Raw genomic sequence first — 19,166 nt, forward strand, 5'->3', positions numbered from 1 at the left:
ATGGGAGTAACTGAGGTAAAGGAAAAGATATATAGTGAGATAGATAGAAAGGTAGCGGAGCAAATAGATGCTTTAATAAAGTCCAGTGGAATGCCTATAATAAGAGATTTAAAAACGAATAACCCACTTTGGATTGATGTTAGGGAATTAACTCAGAGATTTGTAATTCCTATAGGAAAAATATACAAATTCTTCGAATATTTATCTAAAGGAAAAATAATAGGAACTAAATGCCCTAAGTGCGGAACAATATACTTCCCTCCTCAAGATGATTGCACTAAATGTAAATTGTCTGGATTAGATACTGTTGAACTTTCCGGAGAAGGGGAACTTCTTACTTATACGATAATTACAGTGAAACCTGTCAGCTTCATGCATTATCAAGATTACGTGGTAGGTATAGCTAGATTAAAAGAGGGCATAAACGTGCTAGCTTGGGTTAATGAGGATCCTAAGAATATTCAAGTAGGGATGAAAGTGAGAGTGAATATCGCTAAGAGAGAGCCAGAGGGCTATCTAGTTTATGAGTTAAAAAAGGTATAATTTTTTATTATAAAAAATTCTAAGATGAACTTGATGAAGTATAGATGTTATTGTATTTTTCCCTCATCACTTTCTTATCAAATTTACCAGTTGACGTTTTTGGTATTTCTTTTTCGAATATTATCTCATCTGGTAGTTGCCACTTTGCAAACCTCTTCAATAAATGTTCTCTTAACTCCTCCTTAACCCTATCCCTTGATAAATTCTCATACTCCTCCTTCAAGACAACAATCGCTAATGGCCTCTCCCCCCACTTAGGATGGGGAACACCAATAACACTAGCCTCCTTAACATAAGGATGAGCCATCAAATAATTCTCCAAATCAATACTACTAATCCACTCACCACCACTCTTAACAACATCCTTCAACCTATCAACAAGCTTAATATAGCCCAAAGAATCAATAACACCAACATCACCACTCCTCCACCAACCATCCTCAGTAAAAGACTTAGAAGACCTAGGATCATCAAAATACTCCCTAGCAATCCAAGGACCCCTAAACCACAACTCACCAACACTCCTACCATCCCAAGGCAAATCACCACCAGAAACAGGATCAACCAACCTAACCTCAACACCAAACATGAGTAATCCTTGCTTCATTTTCTCAAATCTCTCAATATCATCAAGACTCATTAACTCACTCTTTGGGAGAGCCATGGAGACTAATGGACTCGTTTCTGTTGCCCCATATCCTTGAACTATTTTTCCTCCGAGTTCTTTAAAGGCTTTGGCTAAAGCAGCTGGTGGCTCACTTCCACCACAAGTTATCCTTAGTCCGGGAGTCTTAACTCCCATTTTCTGAAGCCTTCTCACGACCTCCAAAAGTATAGTTGGAACACCATTGGTAAAAGTAACTTTATGATTGACAATATGCTCTACCAATGTATCTGGAGTGTATCTTCCAGGGTATATTGTTTTCGTTCCTATTAAGGTCGTAGCATAAGGAGCTCCCCAACCATTGGCATGAAACATTGGAACTATCTGTAAACCCACGTCAGAAGGTGTTAATTGGTTTGCAATAACTACAGCAGCTGCGTGTAGATATATTGATCTATGAGAGTAAAAGATTCCCTTTGGTGGACCAGTAGTGCCTGATGTAAATGCGGCAGTAGCTGCTGACGTTTCGTCAATAACCTTAGAAGCCCTATTGGGAGAGTGAGACTTTACTAATTCCTCATATCCCACTACCTTTCTTAGATTTGTCTTGATCTCTTCTACTGGTTTATCACTCATTAAGACTATGAAGTTGAAATCGTATCCCTTAGCTAAAACTTCAGCTAATTGTGTTAAAGATTCATCGACAAGTAACCCCTTAGGTTTTGTGTGCTTAATAATATAATCTAGCTCAGATGGGTGTAATCTTATATTCAATTCTAGAAGAACCCCACCAACCGATGGTATAGAAAAGTATGACTCGTAAAATCTATGATCATTCCAGTCAAGAATTCCAATAGTCTCTCCTGGCTTCACATCTAATTCACTTTCTAAAGCATTTGCAAAACTGTTTACTCTTTCATAAACCTTTCTATAAGTTAATTTATGTATTAATCCTCCTTGAAGTCTTCTATCTGAAATAATCTCAGTATCTCCGTGAACTTTCGAGGCATATTCTAATAGCTTATGCACATTTAATTGATATGAATCATTCATTGTTGAGGGCATTCCTTTAATGATTTCCATTGATAATGTAATATGTAAAACTAATATTTATATTTTATTTCAAGATATTGTAAAATAATCCATTAATATTATAAATTATGAAAAGACTTTAGAATGAAGTTTCATAAGAGTAACTTCATGATTTCTTTTCAAAATAAAAAAGAGACGTAGTTCCCTTAAAATATATCTCCCATCAATAACTAGAATAGCTGACCCTCTCCCGGTCTTAAAAGGCATTTACAAAGTGATGAAAGCCTTACCCTTTAGGGCGTGGAGAAAGTCAGCAAAACATCACTTCTTAGATAAATGCTGGAGGAAGAAGTCCCTCGCTAACCTGCTTGATATTTCAAAACCTTTAGTATAAGCGTCAAAATGACCACCTTTAAGAATCTCTAATTCCTTAGGCATTAATGCCATATTGAAAGCTTCTAAGGCTAAATCGGTAGGAGTTAAAATATCGCTCTCAGCTACTATCATAAGTATTGGCTTAGGACTGACTTGCTTAACATAGGTTATAGGCTCATACATTGACAAATATTCTACGCTTCTTAAAGTTACCTCATTTCTCCAGTTTGGAGCTCTCTTCTTTGCAGTTTCTGTAAACCATTCATAGGAATCTGGAGTAGGCAAAGCACAAGTTTCAGGAGGACTTTTGCACACTACTGGAATAGTTAGTGGTTTTTCACCCTTTATTCTCCTCTCATAATCCTCAGCAAACATTCTCCTCAATTCCGGAATCATATCAGATCTTACCAGTCTCTTAAGATTTTCAGAACCACTCACCAATGGAACTTGGGAAACTATAGCCTTAACTCTACTATCAAACGCACCTACAGTTATGACATGACCTCCCGAATAGCTAGTCCCCCAAATACCAATCCTCTCTGGGTCAACTTCACTTCTTTGCTTTACGTAAGATATTGCATATCGATAATCCATTACTTGATCCCATGGATTTATCTCCTGCCTTGGCTCACCCTCACTTTCACCAAAATTTCTATTATCATAAACTAACACTACAAAACCTGCTGTTGCAAAAACTTCCGCAAAACTATCTAAATACATTTCTTTTACTGCTGAAAACCCGTGAGACATGGCTATTGCCGGTGACTTTTTATCACTATCTGGTAAATACAGCCAACCCCTTAACTTAATACCACCTTCAGTAAGGAATTCCACGTTTTGTCTCTTAAACGTAAATTCAGCTTTAGACATAATTATCATTTATTTTATCTTGTATTTAAGCTTATCTACCATAATAAATAAGTTCGCATAATTATCATTTTTGTCTACTCAAATTCATTACTAATTTAAGCTAAGAAAACTCCCCTTCCATTAACCTTTTTTAGTCTGTGTTTTAATTTTCCCATTTAATATTTTTAAATTAAACCTAAAATTGAAACTTAGTCTCACGTCAAAATGAAGAAAGTATTCTGATATAGGGTTTTCCATTTAACGATTCTCTTATGATACATCTTGCACCTTCAATAAAATTTAGTCTAATATTTCTACATTTATTTTTGAAACCTTGCTAATATCATAGAAATCCTTATCGTAAGTTATTAGCGTTTCATTAACTATAGAAGATATTAAAATATCGATTTCAACCTTAACCTTACCTCTCGACGCTAAATCCCTATAGATTTGTGAGGCTATTACAGCTTCTCTCATCGTAAATGGATATATTATTATGTCTTCAAAGTATTGTGAAATTTTACTACTATGCTTCGACCTTAAAATCTCATAGACGTTAAACACAGTTGTAGCAATATTATCGCTTAAACTCTTTACAGCCTCATCTTATCTCCCTTCATGATTCTTATTATCACATTGGAGTCAAGTATTGCCATTTTCTAATGACCTCGTCCTAAAGTTATTTCTAAACTGACTAATCTCCTTCTCTAGATCTTCAACCTCTTTCTCTGTTAGGATCCCGAACATCTTATCTAAAATTTCCTTTCTTCCCTTCTTATTTGCGTTATAAAACTGAATTAGCTCATTTATGGTCTCACTAAACGACCTATCCCCCTTTAACTTAACTAACTTCTCGTAAACCTCATCAGATATTGTTATTACTTTAGGCATAAATGTATATATGCATATATGTATATATTAAGATTTTCGGTTAGACAAAGCTAATTTGCTTAATTTTTAACATGAAATAGCGTGAAATAATTGAAATAAATTTCATAACTCCCCGTTTATATATATAAGATGTCTAAACAATACCCTAGTTATACATTATAGTTTTTAATAAAAATGAGTGAAGTTACATAAAATGGTGGTTACCTTTAAAGATTGACTTAAGTATATGAATTTTTTATATTCTCCTCTTCGCTAAGGTGAGACTTGCTCTTCCTTTATAATTTTAATTTTTACATATATAGAAATTTAAAAAATTTTTAGAATAAATAAATTAGTTATGCCACTTAAAAAGTATGCAATCTAATTCATTTCTTACGCCACTCAATCTAAATGATTTAAAGACCTTCCCCCCTTTTATGTAAATATTTTTAACTTTTTATATATAAATAATGTTAAAACTGTACTGTAAAATTTAAAAAGAACGATTGCGATATAAATTATCAGTGTTTAGATTTGTCATCACGATTGAAGATCCGGGATGAAATTTTACAAAAGTATAAGGACCTCTTCGGTGAGAGAGTAATAAATGACAAAATAGTTAGTGTAGAAGGACTCATAGAGGAACTGGCAATCGAGTTTAGTGACGAGATAAAAAGGGTTATAAGTAAGAGGAGGAAATGGCTGGAGTCAAAGGAACCGGTTGAGAAGAAGGGATCTTTTCCTTCATGGGATCAAGTTTTTGAAGATGCTGATGGGAATAAGAGAACTTTCAGAGAAATAGTTCAAGGTATGATAGATAATTTCCTAGTTAGAGAATCCAATTTAAGATGGAGGTTAAACGATAATGTACCGATTCCAAAAGATGCACACCCATTAAATAATCCTGGACTTGAAATAACTGGTCCTTGGTATCCGTTAAGTAGAGCTTATCACCAAGTTAACGCTGATGTGGCTTGCGCTATGGAAGATGAAGAGGATGCCTCTCCAGCTTGGTATATCCCTTACGGCTCTGGAAAGACAGTAGCAGATGTATGGGAAGGGAGAAAGAACGTCAAACTATTCTTATCCGGAAAGGCACCTAGTCCTTATTACGAGAAAGGTAAAACTTACACCATAAATAAGCCAAGAGATAAATGGCCTACAATCTTTCACAGGTTACCCGGGTTACATCTACTAGATTATGACATTACGTTAAATGATAAGCCAGTTCCATCTATTATAGTATCAGCCGTGATTTACACGTTAAACAACTACAATAGCATGAAGACTGCTGGTTCTGGGGTATACTTCTACTTACCTAAAACACAAACCCCAGAGGAGGCTCTAGTAATAGAAAAAATCCTTAGAAGGATAGAAAGGAAACTTAACTTACCAATTGGTACACTTAAATTAGCCTTACTGTACGAAGAAGTTAACGCTGGAAGATATTTGCCAGTCATCTTATGGATATTCAGAGAGAGGTTAATAAAGTCAAATAATGGAAGATGGGATTATTTAGGAAGTTTGATAGAGATGTGGCTACAAGAGAAGGTGTTGCCAGATCCTCAAAACATAACAATGACCTCACCAAACATGATGGCTTATCAGAGATATAACGCGTTAATAATGCTAATGGCTGGAGCAAAGAATGGTGAAGCTGATGCTGCCCCAGTAGGAGGAATGGCTGCTGTAATGTTATATCCTCAGACGGATCCTTTTCAGAGAAATAAATATAATCCGAGGGCTTTAAGAGGAATAAAACTTGATAAGTTAAGGGAAAGGCTAATTGGTCTAATATTCCTCTCAGATGAGGTAAAAGGTAAAGTTACATTAGACGAGATATTAGAGGGTAAGGTAAAGGGTAAATTATACGATATGTTTAGGCAAAGTTGGGTCGCCACAAAGGAAGAGGATTACGTAAAGGCTGGAAATGAGCCTTTGAGAGCTAAGTTAGAGGAGTTACAAAAGATGATTGATGCTCCAGTTAAGTATGTTGAAGTCGAAGGAGTGAAAATGCCAACTGTAGACAGCGGATTAACTCCAGAAGAGAAATCACTATTTCAAAGGTTAGGATTATTAGATGAGAACGGTAAAATAACTCCTTGGGTGATAAGGAGGGATATGATTGACACACCAGACAAACTGTTAGGAAATAAGGAACTATGGGGCGGGAAAGATCTGTGGCATGCCTTATATGACGTTCCAGCTGGGGATATAACGCCAGAACATGTACAACATGCTTTCTACATGGCTGCCAATTACGGCTTCCAATTATTAAATGGTAACCTAGCTGCAGCGATAGACGATTATGAGTTGAAACAGAGGTTTATGAATGACTTAGCAACTTACAGAATATTTACCTCATGGTTGTGGACTTTAATAAATAGAGATGCTGTAATAACTAAGGACGGTTACTTAAAGGCTCCTAAGTTAACTAAGGATGGCGTAATACCGGCTGATGATGTTATTAAAGTGTCTAAAGGAACTAAGGTTAAGGAAATATTTGAGAGTTTATGGAAGTTACATTTGGATTGGACCAATGAGTTTTATAAGGAACAAGACATGAGGGCGTCTAAGAGAATATTGGAGAAGTTTGGCAAAAGTGAGGATAAGGGGTTATTAGAAGAAGTCTATAAGGTACTTTCCAAGGCATATAATGCAGGTCCTTTTAGAGAGATGTCAGCGAAAGAGGCTTCAGAGAGGATTGCAAAACTTTTAGGTACCAGTCCTTCTGAAGTCGAGGAGGAAATAATTAATCTAGCTCCAAGGTTTGACAGATCATTCGCCCCAGTTATAATGGAGATCTTAATGAAAGAGTTCCTGTTCCCGAAGTATATAATGAATAGTGGAAAAATATTGTTTGTACTTTCACCCTTAGATCCAGAGACTAGGTTAAAGGTGATGGACAGCTTATTCTCGTTTAGAGAGATGGTTGAGGAAAAGGTAAAGAGGGGAGAGATAGAGAAATATGTCTTAGAAATTTATGACTATATCTATGACGAATATCATTGACTTTTTATGAGAAAATATATTTTTCCTAATTACCTTTTACCCGCCCTAAAGGATGAGGTTTCCATTATTTTGTAAATAAAAATTTTAGAGGTAAATGAAATTGTTACTTACAGTCAGATAGAGTACGATTATCTGACCTCCTTCCTTTAAGGGCGAGGTTTGTCGCTCTTTCTATCATGTTTAGCTTACCTACACATTTAGATTTCTTAATATGTCGTTAGATACTCGGATTGTAGCATTATTTACGTCATTTATTTTTTAACACTTAAATTTAGTTATGTAATTATAATTAAATGTAGTGAGAAGAATATCTGTGAAAATTGTTTAACGGAAAAGAGCAAATATAAATAAAAAAAGGATAGTTGAGGACATCAACTACATAAATTTTATTATTATTTTGAAACTTGACTTACAATAATTTCTCTATACACTGTAACTATAGATACCTTATAAAATTTATACTTTTTAAGTATAAACGCCAGTCAACTTAATTATATCCCATATGTTCTTCTTTAAATCAAACACTGTTAAGTTTAAGTATATATATTAAAAATTTTATAATAGAATGGGGATATAAGTAAATGGACGTAAAAAAGATATGGGAAGAAGAGGCAAGCAAGATCGAACAAGAGTGGAATGAAGATCCGCGATGGAAGGGAATAAAAAGGAATTATACCCCACTTGATGTAGTTAGGTTAAGGGGTTCCATAAGAGTTGAATACACATTAGCTAAATTAGCCTCTCAAAAATTATGGAAATTATTACAAACTGAACCTTATGTTGCTACTTTTGGAGCCTTAACCGGTTCTCAAGCAGTTGAAATGGCTAAAGCTGGATTGAAAGCTATTTACGTAAGTGGTTGGCAAGTAGCAGCTGATAATAATTTATCTGGACAGACTTATCCAGACTTGAGCTTATACCCATCCAATAGTGTTCCTACATTAGTTAAAAGGTTAAATAACGCCCTAATTAGGGCGGATCAAATAGCTTGGAGTGAGGGAAAGTATGAGGTAGATTATTTATTACCAATAGTTGCTGATGCCGAAGCTGGATTCGGAGGACCTATTCACGCTTATGAATTGATGAAAGCAATGATAGAGGCTGGGGCTGCTGGAGTACATTTTGAAGATCAATTAGCCTCTGAAAAGAAGTGTGGTCACTTAGGTGGTAAAGTTCTGATACCTACTAGTAACTTCATAAGAATATTAAATGCAGCAAGGTTAGCATCTGACGTTTTAGGCGTTCCTACCATACTGATTGCCAGAACTGATGCTTTAAATGCAGTATATTTATCCAACGATTCTGATGAGAGAGATTCTGAATTCTTGACTGGTAGAAGAACGGCAGAAGGGTACTATGAGGTTAAAGGAGGAATAGATTTCGCAATTGCTAGGGGTTTAGCATATGCACCTTACGCTGATTTGTTATGGTTTGAAACCTCTAAGCCAGATTTAGATGAGGCTAGGCAGTTCGCTGAAGCTATACATACCCATTACCCCGGGAAGTTACTAGCTTATAACTTATCTCCATCTTTCAATTGGAAAAAGTTCATGGATGATTCTAAGATTGGTAAGTTCATTGAGGAGCTAGCTGATTTAGGATATAAGTTCCAGTTCATAACCTTAGCTGGTTGGCATTTAATTAATTATTATACCTTCAACTTAGCTAAGGCATTTAAGAATGAGGGAATGTTAGGCTATGTTAAGCTACAAGAGCTGGAATTTCAGGCTCAACGTGATGGTTACACTGCTGTAGCTCATCAAAGGGAAGTTGGCACTGAGTATTTTGACTTAGTGTTAACAATAGCGTCTGGAGGACAAGCTTCAACAGTTGCAATGAAAGGTTCAACTGAAGCTGAACAATTTATTCCAGTAAAAGAGAAGATAAGAAAATAAATATGAAGTGAAAAACCTTTTTCCTTAAAAAACTTTTTCTATTATACCTTGTGTGTGGACAATAATTTGGTTTGTTTAAGATAAATTGAATTTTATTCATAATAAAAAGTATTTTTAGGGTGTGGGCGAGTTATTTATTGGGGCGAGAACATGAATAGGTTTGATTTCCTCGCTTAACTCAAATTATCTCTACCCTTTTAAGCTTAGGTTTCATTCCTTGGATGAGATTGTATTAGCCTTGACGTCTTGCTTGTCAAGTTAGAGGACTTCATTGCCTCACACTACATTGCCCCTCACAAGTTGGCTAATGTTAATTACAAGGTCAAAGTTGATGTTAAGGATAGGGATCGTTTGCTCGTAGATCTGTAAACTCTGGTTATAATTTAATCTTGAAACTGTGCAAAATTAGCGAATACCTGAGTGTTTTTAAGGCTTCCATTATTTTTGACTATCACTTAAGTCTGAGCTCCATTAATACATGTGTATACACTTTCATTTGACAAATTGTGTGTGGACAACAATTTCATCCACTCCCATATTCCAACTTATGCCAATAGATTTCGAGTAAATTGTATTGAAGAATATTTTTAGCCATCTCGTTATTGTGTTCCTTGTTGAGTTCCATGTGGAGTCCATGCTTGCTTAAGCTTCTGAAAACTTACTAAGCTTGTCAAAAGTTTCAACATCGTGTTTTAACCAAGAGAATGCCTTGTAGCCTTATCGTGTAGGAAGACAGCTTTATCCCTCCAATTTTCCAGTATAAGCGTGGAAACTACATGAAGAATTAGCCCAGACTCGTAATGCCTAAATAATACTCACCATTAACCCTCAAAACCTTAGTCTCATCAATAACGTATTAAAAATTATCAATATATATCGTAGTAATAATCTAATATATATCTAGTAATTTTCTTTTGAATATTCCTTAAGTGATAGATGAGCATGGGTTCACTAATACCTAAAATCTTACTTAACTCTTTACTGGTTATCTTTCTAGGATAATCAAAGTATCCAAATTTATATGCTACCCTTAAAATATCTAATTCCTTTAATGGTAAATTGGGTTGAGTCAAGTATTTATAGGGATGAAGCGCGGTACTATGAACATTCAATTGCTCCTTTAGATCATTAATGAAGTCTTCTTTCAAATTAGTTGGAATTACAATGCTCCAACTTTCCTTAAAGTCTGAAATATCTTCCTCTATAAACATTGCGGCATATCTCTCTATTAAATTAAAAATGGAGTTAGGTCTTAGCCTCTTGATTATAGATATCAAAACATTAGCCTTGTCATTGTATTGAATACTATTTATGGTAACAGTTTTATAGAATCTGTTCATCAAACTAATGAAATGCCTTTTATATTCTTTAGGGACTAAAAGAATTATCTTAACGTAAGACCCATCATTGATCTTATGATAGTGTATAAGTTTAACGTTATACCATATCTCAGTGGACCAACAATTTTCATGTGTTCCATTAACCTTAAGAAGAACTTGGGGATTAACACGATTCTCCTTTCCCATCAGTGAAATATATAAAAATTCTTGAATATAAAGCATCTTGGTCAATTCAAACAACAAGTTAAGTAAATAATTTTAGGAAGTCCGAACTATCATATTCCCGTTTTCTTAAGGTAAAGGAAAATAATAGTAAATTATAACTTAAAACATAAACGATTTGACGTTGTGCAATTTTATAGATATGGGATGAAGAGCATTTCCACACAATGTTTGTTAGAAAAATTTATTTTGATATAATTTTATCGTACAAATAAATATTTAATTCCATATTAATCAAGTTGAATTCGCATTATATTATATTAAAGTTAAGCTTTATCCATTCAAAAATAAGGTTTTGAGCAGGATTGGAGATTTATATATTCTTACATAATTTTAAAGGTATATACCATTTTATAAATCACATAGTTTTTATGATGAAAAATATTAAGATCTACATTCATAGGTAGTTAGATTTTTGAATCAATAAGGCATTTTTATTAATTTAACTATGATTATCATACCATATTATACGACTATTTTTCACTTATATTTTACAAGATATTAATCCGTATTACACATTATCTTATTAATACTCGATTTATTCTTGGTAGAATTAATTGAAGGCTATGCCTTAGAAGACAGAGATTTCTCTAAGTTCAACTTATTTTCACACGTGTGAGTTCAGTGCCATCATGAGGATTTAAATTTAGGCAAATCTATTACGCTAATAAACTGTATGTGGGCAATATACTCCTATTTACATATATTTGTCAATACGAGAGAGGTTTAGCAAATTTTAGCTTTATGATGACAAACTACATTAACACATTAAAGTAGTATGTGTAGTAGTTATATATAGTGGATAAAAAATGAAAGAAAAAATTAGGATTCTTCTTGCTTCTCTTCTCTATACTTTCCGAGGGCTTTATAAGTAGGTGCGTCTGATTGAACAAATAATATTAATGGATCCTTACCATTATTTCTTATTATCCTTCTCGTCCATGGTGGCAATGTTATCATATCGTGATCCTTTACCTTATATGTGATACCGTTATCTGGTAGCCATATTTCACCTTCTCCTTCCATAGGAAACATAACTACACTCTCAGTGGCTAAAGGTGGTTTGATCTCTTCTCCTGGTCTTACTAAGATGAAAGTTAAACTCATAGTTGGAAATGCTGGACCTCCGGTTTGAGGATTAATTAATTCTATTGCTACAATTTTCCTTTCCTTAACTTTTTCTCCTAATTTTATAAGGGCTTCACGTGTCTTCTTGTATGGATAATACCATAATGGATTTATTTCTGACTTCTCTTCGGTTAAAGGTAAAAATCCTTGAGAATACTTTCCCTCTACATCGACCTCTGTTCCTATCACATCTTGTACTACCTTACCATTAACATCCTTCAGAAATGAGTACCACTCTATCCCTAACCAAAAAGTTAGGGAAGCATCTAAGCCATCATACCATATCGCGTAGTCTTTACCGAAGTTTCCATGATCGTGCCAAGTAAAAGCTGGAGTAAGTACTACATCTCCTTTATTTATCTTAATCCTAATTCCATTAACAGTAGTATATCCTCCCTCTGGAGGCATATCCAATCCTACTCTGAAGGCATTTGTTAAATGTCTGTGAGCAGGAGGTTTATCTTCAGGGGCTATGATTTGAATACCAGCATACATAGTAGTAGTAGCAGGGGCTGGAAACTCAGGGGCTAGTTTCTTTATCCCCGGATTTTCCAAGTGAACTGTCACCCTATCAGAGAATTCTGGGTCTATAACATCTCTTAACCTATATGCGGTTCTTTTTAGATCTTCATACTTCCACATATATGGTACCATAAACGGTTGTGGTTTATTTGTGAAGACTGGATAATTTGAGAATCTCTTATCGAAGCTTGTAGCATAAGTTCCTAAGTATTCTCTTTTCATTTCTTCCACTAATTTGCGAAACTCAGCTTCATTAGCCATTAATATTAATATAAACTAACCAAGTATTTATTTTTTCACCATATGAGATGCTGTAGATTTGATACCATAATTATTAATACATTTTTGTTCCAGAGAACATTAAGTCTAAGATCACGTTTACGAGCTTTGTCCTCCTCCATAATCTGCTTAATATCATAGCATGAGTTCACTCATACTGCGTGTGCAATTCCTTACCCTGAAGTAAATATTGATTTATATAACTTAGGTGAATAAATGGATAATCAGGGGAAATGTAAGAATGAAATTGTTAATGTTTTCTAAAGGTAAAGGGGATGAAAGGTTAGGTCTAATAGTTAAAGATAAGGTTTTGGACGTAAAACAAGCTTATAAAATAATAACTCATTCAGCATCTCCAAGTTGGTTTAACTCATTAAACGAGCTAATAAGAGGTGGAGAAAGTGCCATGATTTTAGTAGAACAGTTGAAAAATAAAATCGAAAATAATCTGGATGAGGTTAGTCAAGTGATTTATGATTTGAATGAAATAGAGTATTATCCTCCAGTGAATCCAGAAAAAATATTATGTGCTTCCATTAACTATAAATCTCACGCTGAAGAGTTACATCAAGAGCTTCCAGTTGAACCATATTTATTCGTAAAGTTGCCTAATGTACTAATAGGTCACAAGAAATCAATTATAGTACCTAGTTTTTCAAGGCAAGTTGACTATGAAGGAGAGTTAGCAGTAATAATAGGAAAGGAGGGTAAGAATATCCCTAGGAATAAAGCCTATGAATACGTTTTTGGTTATACAATTTTTAACGACGTAAGTTTAAGAGATTTAAGGTGGGGAAAGAGTGGTAAAACAGAATTTAATTGGCTAAAGGCTAAAAGCCTAGATACGTTAGGTCCTTTAGGTCCATGGGTTGTAACTAAGGATGAGATTAAAAATCCTCAAAAATTGAGAATTAGGACTTACGTAAATAATGAGTTAAGGCAAGATGGAAACACCGAAGACATGATATTCGATATTGCAACGTTAATCGAGTACGCTTCAGAAGGAATAACCCTAAAGCCTGGGGATTTGATATCTACTGGAACTCCTCCTGGTACTGCATTGAGAACTGGTAAGTTCTTAAAATCCGGAGATATCGTTAAAGTAGTAATAGAAAATGTTGGAGAATTGGAAAATTACGTTAAGACTGAATAAGAAATGAAAAATCAGATAGAACTAAAGTTTTTTATAAATCAACTTTCCTTGACGTGAAGTAAAACTATTCTATTGATTTGTTGTTCATTAAATTCCGAAATTAAAGGACTATCTTAATTTTTATGGAAAATGAAAGGGTAAAATATAAAAACAAATAAAATTTCCTAGAAACATTTTTTAAATTAGTGGAAAACGATCTAAAAATCTTTTATTTAAAATTCTCCTCCAAGAATTGTATAACTTCTTTTGCGTATAATTCTGGATTTTCTGCAGGTGCATAATGTCCAGCACCCTTTAGTTCTTTAAATCTAGCACTCTTTATCTTCTCAGCAGTACTTTTCATCATATCATGTGTTACTATTGGATCGTATTCCCCTCTTAAGAGAAGTAAAGGTATTCGTATCAACTCTAATTTATCAGCAATATCAAAAGAGTTCCACGCAGCTAAGTCCCATCTGAGAATTTCATTTCTAGTAGAACTTCTAATCCAAGTAAGCCTTTCAATAAGACTCTTAGTAGCATTTGGACTGGCGAAAAACAAGGTTCTTGCAGGATCAGTGTTAATAGCATTCTTAACATCCTCTTCGGAAAATGTCCTGGTTCTTGCTGCACAATTGGCAGCTACTCCAGCTATTAGCTTTTTGGCCTTAGTAGATAGGTCGAGAACAATATCACCACCAACTGAAGTGCCTACAGCAATAAATCTCTCCAAGTTAAGAGCGTTAGCTAATTCCATTATTACGTCACTATAAAAACTTACTGAAGCGTTACTTAAACCCTTTAATTGAACTTCCCAGGGCTCAGATTTACCATGCCCTGGCAAGTCTAGTAATAATAACCTATACTTATCCGTAGGGAAATATTTAACAACATCATGATATATTCTACCATCAAATCCAGCTAAATGTATTAGAACTATTGGTAACCCTCTACCATACTCCTCTAAATACACGTATTTCCCCTTAACGTTGATATATCTACCAACTAAATTCTCTAGCATCTTTATATCCCCATGGTAACATATAGAGTAGTATTATATAAACCTTAGAGTATCTATAGCCGACAGGAATTTCTTTAGCTGATGAGAGTTTTAAATTTAATAAAATATTTTAAAAAACAATAGATGGAAAAGTGATTAACGGGTTAGTCTATTTTCACTCCCTTAGTCTCCTTAAGTGGTATTATAGAAATTATTGAGAAGATACAAAGGGAAAGTGCCATAAGAAATAGATATAAGTTTGCATTCAACAAACCATGCGCAGTAACTATAGCGATAGGTAAGAGAAATGAAGTATATACTCCAGTAATAATTGCTGCTAATTGGTATGAAAAGCCTGCAGCTGTATATCTATACTTCGTCAGAAACTGCTCAGTGAAAAATACTGCAACTGCACCATATCCTAAGAAATAACTAAAGTTAAGGAAAGAGTTTGCAATTATTATATACATTGGATCCTTAGTGCTAACTAAAGCGAAATATAAATAAGAGGCTATTATAGTTAAAACTCCACTAGTCCAGAGAACTGTTTTCCTCCCAAATATATCAGAAACATATCCTCCAATTATTGTGGCTAAAAATCCAGCAACAGCTCCGGCAAACAACGCTGTGTAAATAGTTGTCTGAGGAATTCTTAATGATGTCATGTAACTGAGCCCTGTCGGAAAGAATATTATTGCAAAAATAGTTACAATGTAAGCCCAGCTAAAAGCTAACAATATCATTGTTTTCCATTCTTTCTTAAATGCCTTAGCTGAAGGAGATCTCTCCACTTCTCCTTTTTCAATAAGTTGTTGGAATAGGGGGCTCTCCATTAAAATGTATCTAACTATTCCTCCAATAATTAATGCTATAGCACCTGCCCCTATGAGTATTCTCCATCCTATATTAATGAATACCTCGTGAGACATATAAGTTCTTGTAAGGAGTAATCCTAGAATAGCAAAAAACACTCCTAATGGAACTGTTGACTGTAGGAAACTTGAATAATAGCCTCTCTTTTTACTATCAACTAGATATTCCACTAATATCGTTGCCGCTCCCCCATACTCTCCCCCAAGGCCTATTCCTTGAATTAGCCTAAATATTAGAATAGACAATGGAGCTAAGATTCCAATAGTAGAATAAGTAGGTGTTAGAGCCATTCCCCCCATTCCTACAGCAGTTATAACTAACGTCCAGATTAGCATTGTTTTCCGACCTATCCTATCACCAAAATGTCCAAAAATTACAGCCCCTATAGGTCTTGTGAAAAATACTGACCCATAAGTAGCTATCGATGCTGCCAAAGCAGCAGCGGAACTAGTTGTAGGGTAATATAGTAATGGCCAGATCAATGAGGCTGCTATACCTACTACAAATAAGTCATACCATTCAATTAAGGTTCCTACTGAGATTAAAGGTATATACTTTGATAGAGATATACTCGTATATCCTTTTTTCTTCTCCATATAAAAGAGTTTAATAAAACTAAATAAAAAATTTTACTCATATTAAATTTCTGTAAAAATGAACTATAGTACTCGTAACAAATAAGTGACTTCGTACGAATAAATCGTGGTTATCAAGTCATTTAGACTTATCCGATAAGTTAATGATTCGAATATAACGGTCATAGTCTCTGACTTTCTGCATGTATAGGAATACTATAAAGTCTGAACAACAATTTTTCTCATATACCTACAAGGTCAGACCTACCTCCTCAAGGGTAATGGTTTTGCCAGTATATCATTATAATATAAACCGTAGGCGTGTTTTTCCGATAATGTAACCTTAGTTGTGAATGAAATTAATTTATTTGATATAAATGAATATAATAAATAATAATATACCAATGATGCTACAAGTTTCTACGTATAACAATGAAGTAGTTTTACTTATCTCAAACAGATAGCTAAAAATTAGACTACCTAAAACACCAACGATAGCTTTAGCTGTATATAATAATGCATTATTCGATGTTGAATATTTAATACCAAATTTCTCTCCTACCAGAGAAAAGTAGATAGGTAGTATAGATCCTCCAAAAAATCCTATAAAAAATATAGAAAATGAGATTAAATTACCTAATAACATGAACCCCCCTAAAATAATCAATGTCTCTGCGATTATAGCGCTCTTAGACCTACCTATCTTATCAGATACGTAACCAAGTAAAGGTCTTCCTAAACCACTGAATAGCGGAAATAAAGAGATAGTTAATATTAGCTCATCTCTAGGTAAGCCTTCACCAATTTCTGATAGGGAAGAAGCTAGAGTAATTATTGGAACATTTATCATAACATAAGAGAAGTATAAGATCCACCACTTTTTCGATATAATTAGTGTTTTAGGTGATAGACCCCATGAGGATGAGGAAGGGTACTTTATTAAAGATAAGAGAATCGGCAAGACTATTATTTCTACTAAACCTATTAACAACATAGGTTCTCTGAAGTTAGTTGAAAGAGAAATTATAGGATTTGCAATACTTCCTCCTAGACCAAATCCTAAAGTTACTAAGCCAGTTGCAAATCCCGACTTATCTCGAAACCACTTAACGGCTAGATTTGAGGCTATCCCATACAAAATTCCTTCCCCAATACTACCTACAGACCAGAAAATGTAAAACATGTATATGTTCATGGAGAATGATGATAATAAGAAGCCTATGGAAGAAAGTATTGAGGCTACAATACCTATGATTTTAGGACCTCTTGTATCTGCTATATAGCCTCCTACTATTTGGGAGAAAGTAGATATAACCACAAAAATGGTAAAAGCTAATTCAACCTTGGTTAGAGTTACGTTAAGCCCTATCATTATCATGGGAGATAATATGTTCCACGTGTATTGGTATAACGAGTTAAAGCACATTGTAATAAAACCTATGACCAAAAAGGCGTTTTTATTAACTTCTCTCATGAATATGACTATATTATGACACGTAATAAAAGCTTTATTGAAGAGAGCTCTACGCGCAATTTCTTGATGATAATCTCTTATTAAAAATCATAAATCTTGACTTAAAGTTTACTTAGGATTGGATCATAGAAAAATTACAAATATTTGGTAAAAACTATTTAACCTGATTAGGAAACATTTTTATACGAGAGTGCTGAAAGGTGGATTTATAATAAATTTGGAAAGCGCTCTTCTCATCAACCAGTTTAAAAAATTATCTCTTATTGTATCATAACACCTTTAATGTAATAAGATAAAAATTTAAATATGAATTCAGTAAGGTTGCACTGACCTATAAGATTTATTCAATTGAAGACAGTTTAAATATTAGAGGAGAGTTAAATTTAATATAACTATCTAACTTACTTGCAATATATTCAGAATTAAAATAAGTAAATTTTTAAGCTGATAATTCCCTTTTCAGACATGGACACAGTTGTAGTAGATGTTCACTCTCACTTTTATCCAAAAACTTACGTTGAAACTTTGAGTAAAAAAGGGATTATTACGATTAACGGAGATAAAGTAATGTTCAAGTGGGGAAGCAATAGAAGTGCATTCATGGATATTAGCGGAATTAACTTAGAAAAGAAAATTCAATATTTAAAAAAGCTTCCCTACAAATTTTACTCTCTACTTTCAATTTCTGCCCCATGGACTTATACTTTAAAGGGCAAGGAGGAAGTAAGATTGGTTAAAGAATGTAACAATGAGTATCAGAAGATAGTAGAAAAGTATGGTGAATATTTTGGTGGTTTAGCTACTTTACCCATGAGTGATGTTAATGAGGCCATTGAAGAAGCTGATAGAGCAATTAGTGATTTAGGTCTTCACGGATTTGTTATAGGGACTGGTGTAAGTGAGGATGGAAAGACTATTGCTGATGAGGAATATAAGCCTTTACTAGAGAGGATTTCTAAACTGGATAGACCAGTATTTTTGCACCCTGGAACATTGCCATTGGATAAAATTCTGAAAGAGGAACTAATGGCTCCAATAGTTAGTTTTCCATTTGAAACTACATATACAATAACAAGATTAGCGATCTCAAATAAGTTAAGAGAATACAATTTAAAGATTGTTATACCTCATGGAGGAGGATTTGTCCCGTACCAGATTGGGAGAATAGATTTACTTTCTAACGATCAGGTTACGATCAAAAAAGATCTGTTGAAATACGTTTATTATGATACTATAATGTATACTAGAGACTCTTTAGATTTTCTGTATAAAACCGTTGGAAGTGATCACATTGTATTTGGAACAGATCATCCATTTTTTGTATCTAGACCACTTGATTTCCTAAAGTATATAGAGGATACGATTACTGAAAAAGAAAAGGTATTTTATGAAAATGCAAAGAAACTTTTTAACCTAAAAATTTAGAATAAAGAACCTTTTT

General features: G+C 34.1%; 15 protein-coding genes. 5 read left to right on the forward strand and 10 right to left on the reverse strand.

Translation table 11 applies throughout. The annotated features are described in order from the left end of the window. Positions 1-543 (forward strand): Zn-ribbon domain-containing OB-fold protein, encoded by a 543-nt coding sequence (locus tag BFU36_RS12720; RefSeq protein WP_069284369.1) that lies wholly within the window; start codon positions 1-3, stop codon positions 541-543. A 19-nt stretch (positions 544-562) separates the two neighbouring features. Here the strand turns inward: BFU36_RS12720 and BFU36_RS12725 are convergent, their stop codons facing one another. The 4 genes from BFU36_RS12725 to BFU36_RS12740 all read right to left on the reverse strand — a co-directional run bounded on the left by BFU36_RS12725 (position 563) and on the right by BFU36_RS12740 (position 4,294). Then, positions 563-2,230, reverse strand: coding sequence for a long-chain-fatty-acid--CoA ligase (locus tag BFU36_RS12725; RefSeq protein WP_069284370.1), 1,668 nt, complete (start codon positions 2,228-2,230; stop codon positions 563-565). 270 nt (positions 2,231-2,500) lie between these two features. Continuing rightward, complete coding sequence (locus BFU36_RS12730) at positions 2,501-3,424, reverse strand: alpha/beta hydrolase (RefSeq protein WP_231961161.1); 924 nt, start codon at positions 3,422-3,424, stop codon at positions 2,501-2,503. Between the two features lie 279 nt (positions 3,425-3,703). Continuing rightward, entirely contained in the window at positions 3,704-3,967 is a 264-nt protein-coding gene (locus BFU36_RS12735) for a type II toxin-antitoxin system VapC family toxin (protein ID WP_231961162.1), read from the reverse strand. Positions 3,968-4,045: 78 nt separating this feature from the next. Continuing rightward, positions 4,046-4,294, reverse strand: coding sequence for an antitoxin VapB family protein (locus tag BFU36_RS12740; protein ID WP_069284371.1), 249 nt, complete (start codon positions 4,292-4,294; stop codon positions 4,046-4,048). A 513-nt stretch (positions 4,295-4,807) separates the two neighbouring features. Between BFU36_RS12740 and BFU36_RS12745 the strand changes: the two genes are divergently transcribed. After that, positions 4,808-7,285, forward strand: coding sequence for a malate synthase (locus BFU36_RS12745; RefSeq protein WP_069284372.1), 2,478 nt, complete (start codon positions 4,808-4,810; stop codon positions 7,283-7,285). 581 nt (positions 7,286-7,866) lie between these two features. Continuing rightward, complete coding sequence (aceA, locus tag BFU36_RS12750) at positions 7,867-9,180, forward strand: isocitrate lyase (RefSeq protein WP_069284373.1); 1,314 nt, start codon at positions 7,867-7,869, stop codon at positions 9,178-9,180. A 492-nt stretch (positions 9,181-9,672) separates the two neighbouring features. Here aceA and BFU36_RS13980 read toward each other — a convergent pair whose 3' ends face one another. The 3 genes from BFU36_RS13980 to BFU36_RS12760 all read right to left on the reverse strand — a co-directional run bounded on the left by BFU36_RS13980 (position 9,673) and on the right by BFU36_RS12760 (position 12,653). Continuing rightward, positions 9,673-9,816 (reverse strand): hypothetical protein, encoded by a 144-nt coding sequence (locus BFU36_RS13980; RefSeq protein ID WP_156770094.1) that lies wholly within the window; start codon positions 9,814-9,816, stop codon positions 9,673-9,675. Between the two features lie 230 nt (positions 9,817-10,046). Continuing rightward, complete coding sequence (locus BFU36_RS12755; protein WP_185957833.1) at positions 10,047-10,706, reverse strand: helix-turn-helix domain-containing protein; 660 nt, start codon at positions 10,704-10,706, stop codon at positions 10,047-10,049. 858 nt (positions 10,707-11,564) lie between these two features. Next, a complete protein-coding gene (locus BFU36_RS12760) occupies positions 11,565-12,653 on the reverse strand; it encodes a cupin domain-containing protein (protein ID WP_069284375.1) in 1,089 nt (362 codons plus the stop codon). Between the two features lie 259 nt (positions 12,654-12,912). On the opposite strand from BFU36_RS12760, the gene BFU36_RS12765 reads away from it, so the two are divergent. Continuing rightward, entirely contained in the window at positions 12,913-13,824 is a 912-nt protein-coding gene (locus BFU36_RS12765) for a fumarylacetoacetate hydrolase family protein (protein WP_069284822.1), read from the forward strand. Between the two features lie 208 nt (positions 13,825-14,032). Here BFU36_RS12765 and BFU36_RS12770 read toward each other — a convergent pair whose 3' ends face one another. From BFU36_RS12770 to BFU36_RS12780, 3 genes are all read right to left on the reverse strand, one after another. Continuing rightward, positions 14,033-14,824, reverse strand: a complete 792-nt coding sequence (locus BFU36_RS12770; RefSeq protein WP_069284376.1) for an alpha/beta fold hydrolase — start codon at positions 14,822-14,824, stop codon at positions 14,033-14,035. A gap of 143 nt (positions 14,825-14,967) precedes the next feature. After that, positions 14,968-16,272 (reverse strand): MFS transporter, encoded by a 1,305-nt coding sequence (locus BFU36_RS12775; protein WP_069284377.1) that lies wholly within the window; start codon positions 16,270-16,272, stop codon positions 14,968-14,970. Positions 16,273-16,615: 343 nt separating this feature from the next. Next, positions 16,616-17,725 (reverse strand): MFS transporter, encoded by a 1,110-nt coding sequence (locus tag BFU36_RS12780; protein ID WP_069284378.1) that lies wholly within the window; start codon positions 17,723-17,725, stop codon positions 16,616-16,618. A gap of 465 nt (positions 17,726-18,190) precedes the next feature. Here BFU36_RS12780 and BFU36_RS12785 point away from each other — a divergent pair, with 465 nt between their 5' ends. Continuing rightward, positions 18,191-19,150 (forward strand): amidohydrolase family protein, encoded by a 960-nt coding sequence (locus BFU36_RS12785; protein WP_069284379.1) that lies wholly within the window; start codon positions 18,191-18,193, stop codon positions 19,148-19,150. Positions 19,151-19,166: the final 16 nt, after the last annotated feature.

The sequence above is a fragment of the Sulfolobus sp. A20 genome, assembly GCF_001719125.1.
GTDB lineage: Archaea > Thermoproteota > Thermoprotei_A > Sulfolobales > Sulfolobaceae > Saccharolobus.